Origin of the sequence: Novosphingobium guangzhouense (assembly GCF_002896965.1) — a bacterium.
In the GTDB taxonomy this organism is placed as follows: domain Bacteria; phylum Pseudomonadota; class Alphaproteobacteria; order Sphingomonadales; family Sphingomonadaceae; genus Novosphingobium; species Novosphingobium guangzhouense.
On sequence record NZ_LYMM01000028.1, the window covers coordinates 91,494 to 109,287 of the forward strand.

The window sequence follows — 17,794 nt, forward strand, 5'->3', positions numbered from 1 at the left end:
TCTCGTCGTCATCGACCGAACTGCAGTATTTCGTGGCGATCGCTAGAGCACATACCCGCCATCGATCGTCAGACTGGCACCCGTCATGTAACCAGCCGCCGGGCTAATCAGATAGGAAACGAGCGACGCGACCTCCTCCGCTTTGCCGACCCGCCCAAGTGGAATGAGGTCGCGCAGGCGCGGAACCATCGCAGCCGTCAGATCGGTTTCGATCGGTCCCGGCTGGATGTTGTTGACCGTGATACGCCGGGGCGCGAGGTCGAGAGCGACGCCCTTGACCATGGTCGCGACGGCGGCCTTGGTCATGGCGTAGACGCTGCTGCCCTGCGAGCCAGTTCGAATAGCGGTGTTGCTGCCGATCGTGATCACGCGCCCGCCATCGCGCATCCGCGCGGTCGAAGCCTGGATGGCGAGGAAGACGCCGCGCACGTTGACGTCGAGCATCAGGTCGAGATCCTCGAGCGTGAACGCCTCGATTGTCGCGCGGCGAAGGACGCCGGCATTGACAACCACGACGTCGAGCATGCCCAACCGATCGACCGCATGCGCCACTGATGCGGTGATAGCATCGGCATCGGCGCTATCAGCCTGAATCGCGATGGCGCTGCGTCCCAGGCCGTTGATCGCTTGGACAACCTCAGCGGCGCGATCAGGTTGCGAGACATAGGTCAGCGCCAGATCGAAACCATCTCCGGCGAGCCGGTTTGCGATGGCGGCGCCAATGCCACGCGATCCCCCGAACACCATGGCGACCCGAGCGCTCACGGGATCAGCACCAACTTTCCGGTGGTCCTGCGGCTCTCCATATCCGCGTGGGCCTTCGCCGCATCCGCAAGGGCATATTCGCCGCCGATCCGGACCTTGAGCCTGCCGTCCGCGACCCACTGGAAGAGCTGCGCGGCATGCTTGCGAAGCAGTTCCGGGGTATGGATATGGTCGAAGAAGACGGCGTAGCCGATCTTGATGCTCCTGGGCAGGCTCATGATATCGAGTGGCCCTGGCCCACCCAGCACCGGGCCATACCAGCAGAAGGTGCCCGACCGGCGCAGGACGTCGAGTGAACCCTGAAACGTTGTCGGTCCCGATCCATCATAGACGACATGGACGCCCTCTCCATCGGTCAGGCGCAGGGCCTCTTCGGCAAATCGCCCTTCCGTATCGACAATGACGTGGTCGGCGCCCGCCTCCCGGGCGGTGGCGACCTTTTCTTCAGATGAGACCCGACCGATCACCTGGCCGCCGCGCAACTTGATGATCTGGGTCAGGAGCAGGCCAAGACCTCCTGCCGCAGCGTGAACGAAGGCGATATCACCGGGCAGGACCGGATAGAAGTCGGTCGCGAAATGGCTGGCGGTCAGCCCCTGCATCATGATCGAGGCCGCCGTTCGATCGTCGACCGCATCGGGAACCGGCACCAGCGACGTTGCCGGGATCGCGACCCGCTCAGCATAACTGCCGGGCGCATAGACCCAGGCGACACGCTGGCCGGGCTGAACAGCCTCGACGCCTTCGCCGACTGCCAGAACTCGACCGACGCCTTCGACGCCCAGGATCTTGGGATTGGGCATGTCAGTCCAGGCAATCCCCTGACGCACGCCGATATCCATGAAGTTGACCCCGGCAACCGCGATCTCGACCAGCGCCTCGCCCGGCCCGGCGACAGGCTCCGGTCGCTCGATCTGCTCCAGCACCTCGCGGCCACCGGTCGCGGTCATCACCACTGCTCGCATGTCTTTCTCCTATCTTGAATGATCGTTCAATAATTGTTCAAAAAAGGGGTCAGCGCAGCGCGCGCATGACCATCTCCTGCAGGGCAGCCAGGGTTGATCGGTCGGCGCCGCCACGCCCGGCGACGCGGATCCCGGCGATATTGGCGATCAGGAATTGCGCGAGAGCCTCGGGATCGAGGCTGGCTGCAACATCGCCCTCACGCTGCGCGTCGCGCATGCGCGAGGCGATGGCCATGTGCAACGTCCTGCCCAGTGCTGCATGGATATCGACAAGGTCCGGCCGCGATGCGCCGAACTCGCAGGTCGAGCCGACGCCGAGACAGGGCGTGGCTGCTGTCTCCACGACGCGCCGCAGCATGGCCCCGATCCCGTCAATGGCGCGCGCGCCGCTGCGAAGCGCCTCGAAATGCGCCGCGCATTCGCCCATGCCGTAGCGCCGCACCGCCGCGCAATAGAGCTGCCACTTGTCGCCGAAGGCCGCGTAGAGGCTCTGCCGCCCAATGCCCATGGCGTCCACGAGCATCTGCGCCGAACTGCCCTCATATCCATGCTCGCTGAACACGGTGATCGCACCGTCCAGGGCAGCATCCGTGTCGAATTCCCGAGGTCTTGCCATAGGTCATGTATAGCGATTCGGGAACGATCGTTCAAGTATGGATACTCGGTTTCCGTGCGACACCCTCAGCGGGAAGCAGCGACCGTGGCGCCTCCCGAGACGGACGAGAGTCGGCTAGTTTCGCTGGGCTTGGGTTCGCCCGGTCGCCGCGAGGATGAACGGATAGCCCGATGACCTCGGCCGCTGCGTTACCTCTTCGAGCGAGGCGAAGCTCGGGGCGTGCGGGCTTCAGCTTCCGCAGCCTCTCCACTCTGTTCCATATTCTTGAGATCGCGCTCAATGCGGAGCCGCGAGGCGCTGCAGTTCGGTTATGAACTCGTCGCCCCGGCGGCCCGGTTGTGATGGGAGCGAGCACTGCGTGTTAAAGGTGTCTGATCGACGCCAGGCGTCGCGATCACTCACCAGCGGGACTGCCGTATTTTCAGAGGCGCTTCGCCCATCCTCTGCTGATCGTTCGATTTTTCGGCCGAACAGGCATTGTGCAAGTGCAACCCATAATATATGTTCAATTGAACATATCATGGAGTCTACATGCCGACAGAGGTCGCCATTCATCCTCTCCCGTCGCCCCGAGGCCGCAGGCAGAAGGATATGGTTGGTGGCAGACAGGAATTGCTGGCGGCTGCCATCTGCGCATTTTCGCATGACGGGTTCGAGCGCGCAGATCTGAGAGGAATCGCATCGGCCGCTGGCGTCAGTCAAAACCTCATCCGCGTGCATTTCGGAAGCAAAGCTCAACTCTGGAAAGCCTGCCTGGAAGCGATAACACAGAGCACGACCGGAATAATCGCGGAAATTTCCAAGATTGCCTCAGACGATAGCCGTTCGGTTCATGACCGACTTTGCGACGCGATTACGCGCATAATCTATTTTTATTCGGACCATCCCTATGTGAGGGATTTTGTCGTTCGGCACGCAGCGGATAGGTCTGAGCGGTCGACATTGGTTACGGAACAACTGATCCATCCTGCCTATGAAAGTTGTCGGACGCTTTACGAGGCCGGAATCGCTCAGGGCATAATCAGGGCCAGTCACCCTGCGCTCTTTTTCGCGTTGCTGAGCGCCGCTGCCAATCAACCCGCCAGCTTTCCTACTGTCCTGCGATCGCTTGCTCCCGAGATCCCTGAGGACGCCGCCCGAATTCTCATCGCAGAGACCATCGTCGAGACTTTGCTCCACGGCGAGCCATGCGCTCCGCCGCGGTGAACCTCAAAGGGGAGGTACTTAACCTTTCTGCAGGCTGCCGAGCGCCTGCGCAAAGAAACACAGCAGAGGGACTCGCCTGCTCGCAGGCATTGCCGCTCTGCCGCCGCAGGAGATTGAGCATGTCGATCGATGAACACCAAACCGACCCCCTCGACGGCCTCGCCGAGACGCTCGATCACGCAGCGGCTGCCATGGTGGCTCAGGCAACGCATGGCCTGTCTCCCGCAACGCTTGTTCAGGCATGGTCGGACTGGGCGCTCCATCTCGCCATCTCTCCGGGCAGGCAGTTGCAACTGGCTACCAAGCTGGGTCGCAAATATATGCGACTGGCTGATTATGCAGCCCGGCGCGCCGGCGATCCCGACACCCTTCCCGCAATCGAGCCGCTGCCCCAGGACCGCCGCTTCGACGACCCTGCCTGGCGGGAACAGCCCTATGATCTTCTCGTGCAGGCATTTCTGCTGACCCAGCAATGGTGGCACGCCGCCACGACGGGCATAAAGGGCGTGGACCGTCATCATGAAGACATGGTTGCGTTCGCGGCCCGCCAAATCCTCGACATCGTCGCGCCGACGAACATTATCGCGGCGAATCCCGTGCTCCAGAAGCGGATCGTCGAAACAGGCGGGCGCTGCCTCATCGACGGCATCGAGCATCTTTTCGAGGACATGAGCCGCCTTGCACGAGGGGAATCACCGGCGGGAGTTGAGGCGTTCCCGGTTGGCGAGACTGTTGCCGCGACGCCAGGAAAGGTCGTCTATCGCAACGAACTGATCGAACTGATCCAGTATGAACCGACGAGCGGGATGGTCCATCCGGAGCCGGTGCTGATCGTGCCCGCCTGGATCATGAAATATTATATTCTCGATCTTTCGCCGGACAATTCGCTGGTCCGCTGGCTGGTGGGCCAGGGTTACACGGTCTTCGCCATCTCCTGGCACAATCCGGGCAGCGCCGACCGCAACCTCGACATGGACGCCTATCGACGGCTGGGCGCGATGGCAGCGATCGATGCCATCCACGCGATCTGCGGCGACGCGCATATCCACGCGCTGGGTTATTGTCTCGGGGGCACATTGCTGTCCATCGCCGCAGCCGCAATGGCGCGCGATGGCGACGACAGGCTGGCGAGCGTCACCCTGCTCGCGGCCCAGACCGAGTTCAGCGAACCCGGAGAACTTGGCCTTTTCATCGATGAGTCCCAGCTCAATCTGCTCGAGAACATGATGTGGAGCCGGGGCTATCTCGACAGCAGCCAGATGGGCGGTGCGTTCGAGATTCTGCGTTCGAACGATCTCGTCTGGTCGCGGATCCTCACCGAATATCTGATGGGCGAGCGTGCGCCCATGAACGATCTCATGGCGTGGAACGCCGACGGCACGCGCATGCCTTATGCCATGCACAGCCAGTATCTGCGCCGTCTGTTTCTCGATGATGATCTGGCCGAAGGCAAATACAAGGTCGACGGCCGGGCTATTTCCCTGTCGGCGCTGCGCAAACCGATGTTCATCGTAGGAACCGAACGCGACCATGTCGCGCCGTGGAAGTCGGTCCACAAGATCCACATGCTCTCCCCGGCCTCCATCCGCTTCGTGCTGACAAGCGGCGGCCACAATGCCGGCATTGTATCGGAGCCGGGCCACAGGGGGCGTCGCTACAGCGTGCTCGATCGTGTGGAAGACGGCCTCGTGCTCGACGCGGAGGAATGGCTTACGCGCGCCGAGCCGCATGAGGGAAGCTGGTGGACCGCCTGGGGCGAATGGCTGGTCGACCATTCGAGCGAGCCCGTCCCGCCTCCCCCGATGGGATCGCCCGACAAGGGATATCCCGCGCTCTATCCGGCACCTGGCCACTATGTGAAGGAGCGTTGAGCGATGGCCGGTCCAGCGATGATCGAAAACCGCACCTTCGATGAAATCGAAGTTGGCGACACCGCATCGGTCACACGAACGCTCGAGCCGGAAGACATTCAGCTTTTCGCCCTGGTGTCTGGCGACGTCAATCCGGCTCACCTCGACGCGCAATATGCCGCGACCGACATGTTCCGCCACGTCATTGCCCACGGCATGTGGGGCGGCGGCCTCATCTCCGCCGTCCTCGGAACGCAACTACCCGGTCCTGGCACCATCTATCTGGACCAGTCGTTGCGCTTCCGCCGCCCCGTCGCACCGGGCGACACGATCACCGCCTCGGTCACCGTCGTCGAGAAGCGTGCGGAGAAGAAAATCCTGATCCTCGACTGCCGCTGCGCCAACCAGCATGGCGAGGATGTCATCACTGGCCAGGCCCAGGTGATCGCGCCCGGCGAAAAGGTGCTGCGCCCGCGCGCGGAGCTGCCGGACGTTCGCCTCAACGATCATGACAAATATCGCCGGCTGATGGAGCTTGCCGGTGGTAGCGATCCGGTCCCGACGGCGATCGTGCATCCTTGCAGCGAAGCCGCCATCACTGCGGCGCTCGATGCGGCGCAAGCCGGATTGATCGCCCCGATCCTCATCGGGCCCGATGCGAAGATCAAGGCCGCAGCCACTGCGGCCTCGCGCGCGATCGAGGGTTTCCGGATCGTGCCGGTGGCGCACAGTCATGCCGCAGCGGCCAAGGCGGTGGAACTGGTGCGCACGGGCGAAGCGCAGCTCGTCATGAAGGGATCACTGCACACGGATGAACTGATGGGCGCGGTAGTCTCTTCCGCTACAGGCCTTCGCACCGAACGACGGATCAGCCATGCCTATGTCATGGACGTGCCTGGCCGGCCGACACCGCTCATCATTACCGATGCCGCTATCAACATCGCCCCCTCCCTCGAGGAAAAGGCCGACATCATCCGCAACGCCATCGATCTCGCGCATGTGATCGGCATGGAGGCGCCCAAAGTCGCGATCCTCGCTGCGGTCGAAACCGTCAACCCGGCAATGCCTTCGACGCTGGATGCGGCGGCGCTCTGCAAGATGGCGGATCGCGGGCAGATCAGCGGCGGCATTCTCGATGGACCCCTCGCCTTCGACAATGCGGTCAGCGAGGCCGCGGCCAGGGAAAAGGGTATCGTTTCCGAAGTTGCGGGCCATGCGGAAATTCTGGTCGTGCCCAACCTCGAAGCCGGGAACATGCTGGCCAAGCAGCTCACATTCCTGGGCGGCGCCGACGCGGCCGGTATCGTGCTTGGCGCGCGCGTGCCGATCATCCTGACGAGCCGTGCCGACAGCCTGCGCACGCGTCTCGCGTCCTGCGCAGTGGCGGTGCTGATGGCGCGCGCCGTGACGCCGGCAGCCCCTGGATTGCCCGGGGGCAAGAGTGCATGAAGGCGGTCGTCAGCCTCAATTCCGGCTCGTCGAGCATCAAATTCTCTCTCTTCGCCATGGAGCCGGGAGGCAGCCTCCAACTCGCGGCCGGCGGAAAGATCGAGAAAATCGGGATAGCGCCAGCGCTGAAGGCCCGAAGGACGGACGGTACGATCCTGCTCGATCGCACCTGGCCGGATGGCGCAGGCCTTACCCACGCCGACTTGCTGGCCGATCTTTTTTCCTGGGCGATGCAGCATCCACTTGAAGGCTATGAGATCGCCGCCATCGGACACCGCATCGTCCATGGCGGCACAGAATTTTCCGTCCCGCGGCGCATCGATTCTGAATTGATCGACAAGCTGGAAGCACTTTGTCCGCTGGCGCCCCTGCATCAGCCCCATAACCTGGCTGCCGTCCGGGCGATCACCAAGCTTGATCCCGACCTGCCTCAGGTCGCCTGCTTCGACACCGCTTTCCATCATGACAAGCCAGCCCTCGCCTCTCGTTTCGCAATCCCCCGTGCGCTTCACGACCAGGGCATCCGTCGCTACGGTTTTCACGGCCTTTCCTATGAATATATCGCCCGGCGCCTCGCCGCGATCGACCCGGCGCTGGCCTCGGGCAAGGTCATCGCCGCACATCTGGGCAATGGCGCGAGCCTTTGCGCCATGGCGGCGGGGCAAAGCGTCGACACGACCATGGGGTTCACCGCGCTCGACGGTTTGATGATGGGCTCCCGCTCGGGCAGTCTCGACCCCGGTGTCGTGCTGCATCTCATGACGCAGATGGGCATGGGCGCCAAGACGATAGAGGATATGCTTTACAGGCAATCGGGCCTTCTGGGCGTGTCGGGCATTTCCAGCGACATGCGCACGCTTGCCGCGAGCGACGCACCCGAAGCGAAAGAAGCGATTGATCTCTTCGCCTGGCGGGTAGCCCGTGACACCGGCGCCCTTGCCGCTTCGCTGGAGGGTGTGGACGGGATCATCTTTACTGCTGGCATCGGCGAAAATGACGCGGGCATGCGCAGTCTTATTGGTCGCCGGCTCCAATGGCTGGGCCTTGAGATCGATGATCGCGCCAATGCTGCAGGTGAGACGCTGATCAGCGCCCCCGAGAGCCGGATCAAGGCCCTCGTCATCCCCACCGACGAGGAACGCATGATCGCAATTCACACGCTCAGCCTGCTGCAGGAGACCGCCCAATGACACCGCTTGTAGATCTGACCGGCAAGCGCGGCCTCGTCATCGGGATCGCAAACGAACATAGCATCGCGGCAGGATGCGCGGAGGCATTTGCCCGGTGCGGCGCCCGGCTTGCCGCCACCTATCTCAACGAAAAGGCAAAGGACTGGGTTCAGCCTGTCGTCGACCAGCTCGGCGTCGAATGGACTGCGCCGTGCGATGTACGCATCCCCGGCGAACTCGAGGCGCTTTTCGGCCAGGTGCAAGAACGCTGGGGTGGCCTCGATTTCCTGCTGCACTCGATCGCCTTCGCGCCAAAGGAGGATCTCCACGGTCGGGTGGTCGACAGCAGTGCGCAAGGCTTCTCGACGGCGATGGACGTGTCCTGCCACAGTTTCCTTCGCATGGCGAAGCTCGCCGAACCGCTGATGGCAACGGGCGGATGCCTGCTTTGCGTGACCTTCTATGGTTCGGAGCGGGTGGTCGAACACTATAACCTGATGGGTCCCGTCAAGGCGGCCCTGGAAAGCGCAACGCGCTATGTCGCCGCGGAACTGGGCGCCAAAGCCATTCGGGCACACGCTATTTCACCAGGGCCGATTGCCACCCGCGCCGCAAGCGGAATCGACCGGTTCGACGAGTTGCTCGATCGGGCTGCCGCGCAGGTTCCCGCAGGAAAATTGGTTGACGTAAGCGACGTCGGCGCGCTGGCCGCCTTCCTCGTCAGCGATGCCGCGAAGCGGATCACCGGCACGATCATTCCGGTCGATAACGGGCAGCATCTTTTCGCGTGATCGTTCGGGCTGCCCCTCTTGCCCTCGCAGCCAGCGCCGTACTGGCGTCGCAGGCGCACGCGCAAGCTGCTCTGGAGTATGTCGTCCAGCGCGCAGGCAACCGCGATCAGAGCGGACATATCCTTGTCGATGTGCGCGTTCTCAATGCCGGGGCGGCCGCGCAGGAGGTTCGCCTTCCCGACGAGGTTGCGGCCGATCTGGTCAGCAACGGCACGTATCGAAAGGTCTGGCTGCAACGAGGCGAAAAACAGGCTGCGGTTCTGACGATCCCGGCCAATGGCTTTGCGGCGGCGCGCTACCGGATCGACTTTCAGGACGTCATGGACGGCGCGGCCTTGTCCATTCCCTCCTGGTCAACGCAGCAAATCCTCCTGACGATCGGCGTCGATCCTGAGGCCGACCGCTCTGCCCCGGTCGCCCTGACTGCCGCGCCCTCGCTCACGCCTCCGACCTCTCCGCAGATATCGCCAGACTCCGTCACACCATCGCCGACAGACCGAACCCGGGGCAATGCTTTCATCCCCAATCTCTCGGTCTACGAACCGATCTATGCGGTCTATGGCCCCGGCACCAACACCGACGCACGCATCCAGATCAGTTTCAAATATCAGCTGTTCGGAAGTCGAGCGCGGATGGACCGCTCTCCCTCGCTGATCGACGGCCTCTATTTCGCCTATACCCAGCGCATGTTCTGGGACGTGGCGGCGAAATCCTCGCCCTTCCGCAATATCGATTATCAACCCGAGCTCTTCTATCTCTCGCCTGCCCTGCCCGTGTCAGAAAAGGCCACGATCAGCGGCCAGATCGGCCTTCGCCATGAGTCCAATGGACGCGATGGCGCGGCCTCGCGCAGCCTCAACATGCTCTATGTGGCCCCGATGGCCGTCTTCTCGCTCGGCGAGGACCGAAGGCTGACGATCGCGCCGCGGCTGTGGCTCTATCTCGGAGACCTTTCGGACAATCCTGACATTCGCCGATATCGCGGCAATAGCGGGCTTTTCATTGAGGCCGGCGAGGATGATGGGCTGCGCGTCTCGGCTTCTACCCGTCTGAACCTGGGTAGCGGCAAGGGAGCTCTGACCGCCGATCTCTCCTACCCGTTCCGGCGTATCCTGGGCGGAGGCCCGGACTTCTATCTCTTCGGCCAGGGCTTCACCGGCTACGGCGAAAATCTGCTCGACTATAACAAGCACGTGACGCGCCTGCGGATCGGCGTGGCGCTTGTGCGATGAACGCTCAAGGAGGCATAGCGTGAAGCTGCGGGCCTGTATCGTCATTCCCATTCTGGCCGTCGTCCTCATCGCCCTGGCTTTCGGGCTGTGGTGGATGTTTGGACGCACCGACAAGCTCCCCGAAACCATCGTGCGCGGCAACGGCCGTCTCGAGATGACGCGCACCGATATCGCCGCCAAATATCCCGGCCGCCTGATGTCGCTTGACGTCCATGAAGGTGATCTCGTCCGGGCGGGTCAGGTCATCGCCCGGCAGGATGACGTAGACCTCAAGGCACAACTCGCCGGAGCGCTTGCCAAGCGCGAACAGGCAGTGTCCGCCCTCATGCGCGCGCAAGGGGAGCTCGCCGCGCGGGACAGCCAGGCCCAGCTCGCCCGCATCGACTGGGTCGAGACAGCCAAGCTTCGTGATCGCGACATGGTCTCGAACGTCGAGCTGGAGCAGCGTCGCCTGGCATTGGGCGCTGCGCAAGGTGGCGCGCAGGCGGCGGGCGGCGGTGTCGGCGAGGCACGCTCGGCCATTGCCCAGGCCGACGCCCTGATCGCGCAAACCAGAGCCGGCCTTGCCGACCTGCGGATCATCGCACCGACGCCCGGGCGCGTCGAATATCGGATCGTCGAGCCTGGAACCATGTTGCCGCCGGGCGGCAAGATCGTGTCGCTGGTCAATGCCGAGGATGCCTGGCTCACCATCTTCCTGCCCGCCTCGGTCGCCGGCAAGATCAGGATCGGCGACGAGGCACGCATTCTTCCGCAGGGTTTTGGCGACGCCATTCCCGCGCGCGTCAGCTTTGTGGCGCCCGATGCGCAGTTCACGCCCAAATTCGTCGAGACGGCCAGCGAACGCGAGAACCTGTCCTACCGGGTGAAGCTGCAGATCGCGCCCGATCTCGCCCGTCGCCTGGACGGAAGGCTGAAGGCCGGCATGACGGCGGACGGGTTCGTGCGCACCGATACGCACCAGCCCTGGCCCGACCTCACCAAGATCGACAAATGATCCCGCCCGCTCAGATCCTCCCCGAAGAGGCGATACGGATCGAAAGCCTTTCGCATCGATACGGTGGTATCGTCGCCCTGAACGAGGTTTCGCTCTCCCTGCCCAAGGGGAAGACCACCGCGCTGGTCGGGCCCGACGGTGTCGGCAAGTCGACGCTGCTCGGCCTCATATCCGGCGTGAAAAAGCTGCAGACGGGACGTCTTTCGGTTCTCGGCTTCGATCTTGCCGAGCGTCGCAAGCGGGAGGATTTCCTTGCCCGCGTCGCCTACATGCCCCAGGGGCTTGGTCGCAATCTCTACCCGACGCTTTCCGTCCGCGAGAATATCGACTTCTTCGGGCGCCTCTTCGGACTGTCCGCAGCCGAGCGGGAAGCGCATCTGCGGCGCCTGCTGGACGCGACGGGACTCGCTCCCTTTCCGGACCGGCCCGCCGGCAAGCTTTCGGGCGGCATGAAGCAGAAGCTGGGCCTGTGTTGCTCGCTGGTCCACGATCCCGACCTGCTCATCCTCGATGAGCCCACCACGGGTGTCGATCCCCTGTCGCGACGGCAGTTCTGGGAACTGGTGGATGCGATGTGCGCGGAGCGGCCGGACATGACCGTGCTCGTCTCCACGGCTTACATGGAAGAAGCAGAGCGCTTCGGCCACCTCGTGGCGATGGATGATGGCAAGGTGATCGCGCAAGGGGATACAGGCGAGATCATGCGTGAAGCGGGCGCGGATACGCTGGAAGCCGCCTATGTACGCCTGCTCCCGCAAGACAAGCGGCCGTCGGGCGACGCGCTGGTCGTGCCGGCCTGGCAGGACAAGGGCGAGGCGCCGGCAATCGAGGCGCATGACCTTACCCGGCGCTTTGGCGATTTCGTAGCGGTCGATCATGTGAACTTTCGCATCGGACGCGGCGAGATATTCGGTTTTCTGGGCTCGAACGGCTGCGGCAAGACCACGACCATGAAAATGCTGACCGGCCTGCTCGATGCAACGGACGGGACGGCCAGCCTTTTTGGGCGGCCGATCGCCCCCGGAGACATGGAGACGCGCATGCGCGTGGGCTATATGTCGCAGGCCTTCTCCCTCTATGAAGAGCTTTCGGTTCGCCAGAACTTGGTCCTTCATGCGCGGCTCTATCGCGTGCCACGCGCGCAGGCAGGCGAACTGGTTTCGGCCGCGCTTGCCCAGTTCGAGCTCGAGGCCCATGCCGACGCCGTTCCCTCGGCGCTTCCGCTCGGCATACGGCAACGCCTGCAACTCGCTGCCGCCTGCCTCCATCGACCCGAGATCCTCATCCTGGACGAGCCGACATCCGGCGTCGATCCGGCCGCGCGCGACATGTTCTGGCGTCACCTGATCCGGCTCTCGCGCGACGAAGGGGTGACGATATTCGTCTCGACCCACTTCATGAACGAGGCGGAACGGTGCGACCGCATATCGCTGATGCATCGTGGTCGGGTTCTGGCCGTCGGCGCGCCGGCGGAACTCACGCAGCGTTATGATGCGGAGCGGCTCGAGGATGCGTTCATCGCTGTCCTCGAGAAGGATAATGACGAAGCGCCGACTGCTTCCGCCCATCTGCCGGTCGATGCTTCGGTCGCTTCGTCCACTCCTGCCGCCGGTGCGCGATCGACGGCTCCCGGCCGGTCGCGATTACCAACCGCTGCCGGCAGCTGGCCGGGCTTCGCCTGGGCCTTTGCCCGGCGCGAAGCGACCGAACTCATGCGCGATCGCATCCGGCTCGCCTTCGCGCTGATCGGCCCGATCATCCTGCTGTGCATTGCAGCCTACAGCATTTCCTTCGACGTCCAGAATATCCGCCTTGCTGTTCTCGATCATGACCGCAGTGCCGCCAGCCGTGACCTGCAACGCTATTTTGAAGGGTCACGCTATTTCCGGGTTGAGCCCGAACTTCAAAGCGACGCCGCCGCCGATCAGGCGTTACGTGAGGCATCGGCCAAGATGGTGCTCGACATACCCCCCGGCTTCGGACGCGACCTGGCTGCGGGGCGGCGGCCCGCGGTCGACGTGCGGATCGACGGCGCGAGTCCTTTCCCCGCGTCGAACGCCCGCGCTTATGCCGAGGCTGTTCTCCTTCGCTACGCAATGGACCAGTTGCGGTCCGCGCAGCCCTTCGCTGTGCCTGATCTCTCGTCCACAATCGAACCGCGCTTCATCTACAATCAGGAGTTTCGCAGCATCTACGCCATGGCGCCGGGCGTCCTGATGCTCTGCATGATCCTCATTCCCGCGATGCTGACGGCCCTTGGGGTCGTGCGCGAAAAGGAAATCGGCTCGATCACCAATCTCTACGCTTCGCCGGCGAGCCTGGGCGCATTCCTGGTCGGCAAGCAGATGCCCTATGCCCTTCTTGCGATGATCAGTTTCGTGACGCTGATCCTGGTGACTGTCTTCATTTTGGGAGTACCGCTCAAGGGGTCCTTGCCGGCCCTTCTGATCGGCGGGTTCCTCTTCATTCTGTCTGTCACCGGGCTGGGGCTGATGATCTCGGCCTTTGTGCGCTCGCAGGTCGCCGCCATCTTCGCGACATCCCTCATCTGTCTTATTCCGTCGGTGAACTTCTCCGGGCTCCTTTACCCCGTTTCCACCCTGACAGGCCCGAGCCATATCATCGGGCTGACCTTCCCCTCCTCCTGGTTCCAGATCGTCAGTCTCGGCACATTCACCAAGGGTCTGGGCATGGCCAGTTTCGGCCAGGACTATCTGGCCCTGATGGCGCTCGCATTCCTCTTCGTGGGCGGCGCACGCCTGATGCTGGGAAAGCAGGAGAAATGACGCGCTGGATTCTCAACGTTGCGCTTCTGAGCGGCAAGGAACTGCGCAGTGTCATGAAGGATGTGACGCTGATGGCGCTTATCCTCTTCGCTTTCACCGTGGCGATCCAGCTCGTTGCGAACGGGGTACGCGCAGAGGTCATGAACGCTTCGGTCGCGATCATGGACGAGGATCATTCCGAACTGTCGCGGCGGCTGCGCGATGCCATCCAGCAGCCCTATTTCAAACCACCCGAGGACATCGAGCGATCCGCGATCGGCCCTGCGATGGACAGCGGCCAATATATCTTCGTGATCGAGATCCCGCCCCGCTTCGAAGCCGATACGCTCGCGGGCCGGTCGCCCTCCGTCCAGATTCTCGTCGACGCGACTGCCATGACGCAGGCAGGTCTGGGCGCTGCCTATTTCCAGCAGATATTCGCTCAGGAAACGCTCGACTTCCTCCATGCCCGGGGCCTCCTGGAGGCGCTGCCGGTCCAGGTCGAAAGCCGGATGCATTTCAATCCCAACGCCCAGTCGGCCTGGTATACCTCGGTCATGCAGATCGTCACCAATGTGACGGTGCTCTCGATCATCCTCGTCGGCGCGGCGGTGATCCGTGAGCGTGAGCATGGCACGATCGAGCATCTGCTGGTGATGCCCGTGCGCGCCAGCGAGATCGCCTTCGCCAAGATCCTTGCCAACGGCCTCGTCATCCTGCTGGCCTCGATCGCGTCCCTCTGGTTCGTCGTTCATGGCGCTGTGGGCGTGCCGCTGACCGGATCTCTCCTGCTCTTTACAGCGGCAATGTTCCTCTATCTCTTCTCGGTCACCTCGCTCGGCATGTGGATGGCGACGCTCGCGCCATCCATGCCGCAGTTCGGGCTCTTCGCGGTGCCCGTCTATGCCATCGCCTATCTGCTCTCGGGGGCGGCGACGCCGCTCGAGAGCATGCCCTCGGCGATCCGCACGATTGCACTGTGTCTGCCGACCACCCAGTTCGTCAGCCTCTCCCAGGCGATCCTCTATCGCGGCGCGGGCGTGCGAACGATCCTGCCGGAACTCGCGATCATCTGCGGCTCGGGCGTGTTCTTCGTGGCGATGGCCGTCAGCCGCTTCCGTTCGATGCTCTCAAGGCAGGGCTAAAGGTCATGGATGACATCACCCAGGAAAATCAGAATGCATAGCCGATTGCTTCCCCCCTCGCTCGCGCTGCTGCTCACCGCCTGTGCCAGCGTTCCTAACACGTCTTCTCACGCGCCACGCGTCACTCCGCCCGCTCGCCTCGACGCAGCGGCGGCGAACGACGCGGCAATAACCGGGACAGACCGCTGGTGGACGGCGTGGGGCGATCCCGCTCTTGATGCGCTGATCGAGAAATCGCTCGAAGTAAACGCCGATATCCGCGCTGCAAAGGCCCATGTCGCCGCCGCGCGAGCGCTGGTCACTGTCGCGGAATCCGCACTTTATCCTACCGTTGCCGCAAATGGCACAGCCTGGGCCAGTCAGAGCGATGCCGGGCTCGATGACAAGTGGCAGGCCATGCTGCCATCGCTGTCCGGAAACAGCGGCAGTGGATATCTGGTAGGTCTTGGAGCCACCTGGGAGGCTGACCTGTTCGGTGGAAGTCACGCAGACGCCGAAATGGCGCGCGCGCTTTCCGAAAGTGCCGCACGAACGGCTGATGCCGTCAGGCTCATGGTCGCCGCCGATGTCGTCGAGAATTATCAGCAGTTGCAGGGGCTGAGACGTCGCCTCGCCGTCCTTGATCGCAGCGAGGCGACGGCGGGCCGCCTTGTCGATTATGCAGCCGCCCGACAGCGGACGGGCGCTGCGACAGCGGCCGATGTCACCCGCGCTCGCAATGGCCTTGAGGCGCTGCGCGCCTCCCGCCCGGCTCTCACATCCCTCATCGATGCGCGCCGGCGGCGACTGGCCGTGCTGGCGGGCGACCTGCCCGAACAGGCGCCGGCCATGATCGCCTCCGCCACTTTTGAGACGCCGGGCGCGCCCACGGGGCAGCTACCTTCCGACATTCTTGCTCGCAGGCCTGATGTCGCGGCGCGATCTTGGCTGGTGAACGCGCGCGCGGCGCGCCTCAAGAGCCTGAAGGCCGATCTGCTTCCGCGTTTCGCCATCCATTTCCTTGGGCAGAACGGGCATATCGAACTGGGCGGCCTGCCAGGTTATGGCGGAACCGGAGGTCTGGTCGGCCTTTCCGCATCGATGCCGCTTTTCAATGCCGGAAGGTTGCAGGCCAGAGTGAAGGCGGGCGATGCCGAACTTGAGGCTGCTCTCGCCAATTATGACCAGGCCATGCTGTCGGCGCTCGAGGAAGTTGAATCCGCTTATGGCTTTCGGACGGGGCTGGACGAACGCCTGGCCGGGCTTATCCGTACATCCGACATGGCGCGCCGACGCGCCGACCAACTGGCGATATTGTACGATGCCGGACGCACCCAATTGGGCGATGTGTTGCAGGCCCGACTGGATGCCCTCTCGGACGAGGACAAGATGGAGCAAACCCGCATCGCGCAAGGAACGGCGACCGTTCAGCTCTATCGGGCGTTGGGAGGTGGCTGGTAAAAACTGGACAGCAACGCCAACCGCCGTTTTTTGGGCAGGCCGCACTGTCCATCTGATTGCAGGTGAGGCCTACGCCCCTGTAGGCAATTTCGAAGCCGCCCCGGACCGATTTTGTCTATTTTTCCGATCACGACCCCGGATCATAGATGCGGGGTTAAGATTTAACGGTTAAGCATGCTATTGCGTATGCATGGGAGCCATGAAGGCCTCAGCGAGCCTAGCGAAGTAGGTATACCATGAAGGAATTTCTTGAACGCGCGGCGAATGCCGGCGCCCTGTCGTTCCGTGACTTGCACGTCATTCTGGATGCGCTCCCGATTCCTCTGTCCTGGGCCACCTTACCGCAAGGAGAGATTCAGTTCGTCAACCGGGCTTTTACAAAGACGTTCGGCTACGCCGAAGGGACTTTCACAAACGTCAGTGACTGGATCGATAAGGCCTATCCGCATGAGCATCACCGCCGGGAAACCCGTCGGCTTTGGCACGATCTTTGGCTCGCGCAGTCGGATGGTATTTCGGAAATAGATGTTTGCGAGGTCGAAATTTTATGCGCTGACAACAGGATCAGAACGGCTCAGCATCGCGGAATTCTCCTTCACGAGATGGGCATCGGCATCGCGCTATTCGATGACATTTCGAGCAGACGTGAGGCCGAGAACGCATTACGTCGCATTGCGTTTGAGGACCCGCTAACCGGTCTTGCCAATCGTCGGGTGCTGCAAGATCTATGGGCAGAGCACGCAACACGGGGCGCGATCGCAGACAATATGATGGCTGTACTTGTGATCGATCTGGACGGCTTCAAGGCGATCAATGATCGTTTGGGCCATGATGCAGGCGACGAAATGCTGAGAACTGTGGCTCAGCGGCTCAAGGAATGCGTTCGGGAAGGCGATCTCGTTTGCCGCATAGGAGGCGATGAATTTGCTGTACTGCTACCCGGCCTGCGAAGCCCATGGCCCGTCGAACCAATTTGCCAGCGGATTGACGCGGCCCTGCGCCAGCCGGTCATAATCGATGGAAGCATAGCCGCGGTCGGCGCCAGTGTCGGTGCAAGCCTGTACCCCCAGGACGGCGATGAACTGCAACTTCTGGTGAAGCGCGCTGATGAGGCGCTTTACCGTCGAAAATCGCAGCGCATGGGTGGTTGGGAATGGTTCCAGGCGCCGATTGCGGCCTGAACGATCGCCATCTGATATGAGGCGCCCAACAAACAGGGCTGAGCATTGATCGCTGCTCTCAGAATTACGATTGATATAACCAGTCCCAGAATGCGTCCCTTAGTGTCTGATTCAAAATTATCGTCGCGGATTTCATGATCTTGCGATGCGTCGGGCAAAGAGCTGGATCGATGCGATGAAGAGCCATGCGGCTGCCGACGCAATGGTTTGTTCGAAGTCCTTG

General features: G+C 62.8%; 14 protein-coding genes and 1 pseudogene. 11 read left to right on the top strand and 4 right to left on the bottom strand.

Annotated elements, in window-relative coordinates:
• Positions 1-42: 42 nt before the first annotated feature.
• From A8V01_RS09135 to A8V01_RS09145, 3 genes are read right to left on the bottom strand one after another with little or no spacing between them, the layout of a single operon-like run.
• Positions 43-765 carry an SDR family oxidoreductase gene (locus tag A8V01_RS09135; RefSeq protein WP_232016162.1) on the bottom strand — a complete coding sequence of 241 codons (723 nt, stop codon included), beginning with the start codon at positions 763-765 and terminating at the stop codon, positions 43-45.
• Complete coding sequence (locus A8V01_RS09140) at positions 762-1,730, bottom strand: quinone oxidoreductase family protein (RefSeq protein ID WP_004207066.1); 969 nt, start codon at positions 1,728-1,730, stop codon at positions 762-764. The genes A8V01_RS09135 and A8V01_RS09140 overlap by 4 nt, the downstream gene beginning before the upstream one ends.
• Positions 1,731-1,779: 49 nt before the next feature.
• Complete coding sequence (locus tag A8V01_RS09145) at positions 1,780-2,346, bottom strand: TetR/AcrR family transcriptional regulator (RefSeq protein WP_004207065.1); 567 nt, start codon at positions 2,344-2,346, stop codon at positions 1,780-1,782.
• Between the two features lie 531 nt (positions 2,347-2,877).
• Between A8V01_RS09145 and A8V01_RS09150 the strand changes: the two genes are divergently transcribed.
• The 11 genes from A8V01_RS09150 (at position 2,878) to A8V01_RS09200 (ending at position 17,571) form a co-directional block, all read left to right on the top strand.
• Positions 2,878-3,552 (top strand): TetR/AcrR family transcriptional regulator, encoded by a 675-nt coding sequence (locus tag A8V01_RS09150; protein ID WP_017503672.1) that lies wholly within the window; start codon positions 2,878-2,880, stop codon positions 3,550-3,552.
• A gap of 119 nt (positions 3,553-3,671) precedes the next feature.
• Entirely contained in the window at positions 3,672-5,423 is a 1,752-nt protein-coding gene (locus A8V01_RS09155; RefSeq protein WP_103095551.1) for a PHA/PHB synthase family protein, read from the top strand.
• Positions 5,424-5,426: 3 nt separating this feature from the next.
• Positions 5,427-6,851, top strand: coding sequence for a bifunctional enoyl-CoA hydratase/phosphate acetyltransferase (locus tag A8V01_RS09160; protein ID WP_103095552.1), 1,425 nt, complete (start codon positions 5,427-5,429; stop codon positions 6,849-6,851).
• The gene (locus A8V01_RS09165) at positions 6,848-8,041 is read left to right on the top strand and encodes an acetate/propionate family kinase (RefSeq protein WP_103095553.1); all 1,194 of its coding nucleotides are present in this window, start codon (positions 6,848-6,850) and stop codon (positions 8,039-8,041) included. The genes A8V01_RS09160 and A8V01_RS09165 overlap by 4 nt, the downstream gene beginning before the upstream one ends.
• Positions 8,038-8,811 carry an enoyl-ACP reductase FabI gene (fabI, locus tag A8V01_RS09170; RefSeq protein WP_004207059.1) on the top strand — a complete coding sequence of 258 codons (774 nt, stop codon included), beginning with the start codon at positions 8,038-8,040 and terminating at the stop codon, positions 8,809-8,811. Before A8V01_RS09165 ends, fabI begins: the two co-directional genes overlap by 4 nt.
• The gene (locus tag A8V01_RS09175; RefSeq protein WP_103095554.1) at positions 8,808-10,043 is read left to right on the top strand and encodes a phospholipase A; all 1,236 of its coding nucleotides are present in this window, start codon (positions 8,808-8,810) and stop codon (positions 10,041-10,043) included. The genes fabI and A8V01_RS09175 overlap by 4 nt, the downstream gene beginning before the upstream one ends.
• A gap of 19 nt (positions 10,044-10,062) precedes the next feature.
• On the top strand, positions 10,063-11,040 hold the full coding sequence (locus tag A8V01_RS09180) for an HlyD family secretion protein (RefSeq protein ID WP_025290624.1): 978 nt from the start codon (positions 10,063-10,065) through the stop codon (positions 11,038-11,040).
• A complete protein-coding gene (gene rbbA, locus A8V01_RS09185; RefSeq protein ID WP_103095555.1) occupies positions 11,037-13,826 on the top strand; it encodes a ribosome-associated ATPase/putative transporter RbbA in 2,790 nt (929 codons plus the stop codon). Before A8V01_RS09180 ends, rbbA begins: the two co-directional genes overlap by 4 nt.
• Positions 13,823-14,950: an ABC transporter permease gene (locus A8V01_RS09190; RefSeq protein ID WP_025290622.1), complete on the top strand. Its 1,128-nt coding sequence runs from the start codon at positions 13,823-13,825 to the stop codon at positions 14,948-14,950. Before rbbA ends, A8V01_RS09190 begins: the two co-directional genes overlap by 4 nt.
• 33 nt (positions 14,951-14,983) lie before the next feature.
• Positions 14,984-16,390 (top strand): efflux transporter outer membrane subunit, encoded by a 1,407-nt coding sequence (locus tag A8V01_RS09195; protein ID WP_039996367.1) that lies wholly within the window; start codon positions 14,984-14,986, stop codon positions 16,388-16,390.
• A gap of 236 nt (positions 16,391-16,626) precedes the next feature.
• Positions 16,627-17,571, top strand: a complete 945-nt coding sequence (locus A8V01_RS09200; RefSeq protein WP_025290620.1) for a sensor domain-containing diguanylate cyclase — start codon at positions 16,627-16,629, stop codon at positions 17,569-17,571.
• A gap of 132 nt (positions 17,572-17,703) precedes the next feature.
• On the opposite strand, the pseudogene A8V01_RS09205 reads toward A8V01_RS09200, so the two are convergent.
• Positions 17,704-17,794: pseudogene (locus tag A8V01_RS09205) on the bottom strand (IS5/IS1182 family transposase); the annotation flags it as partial.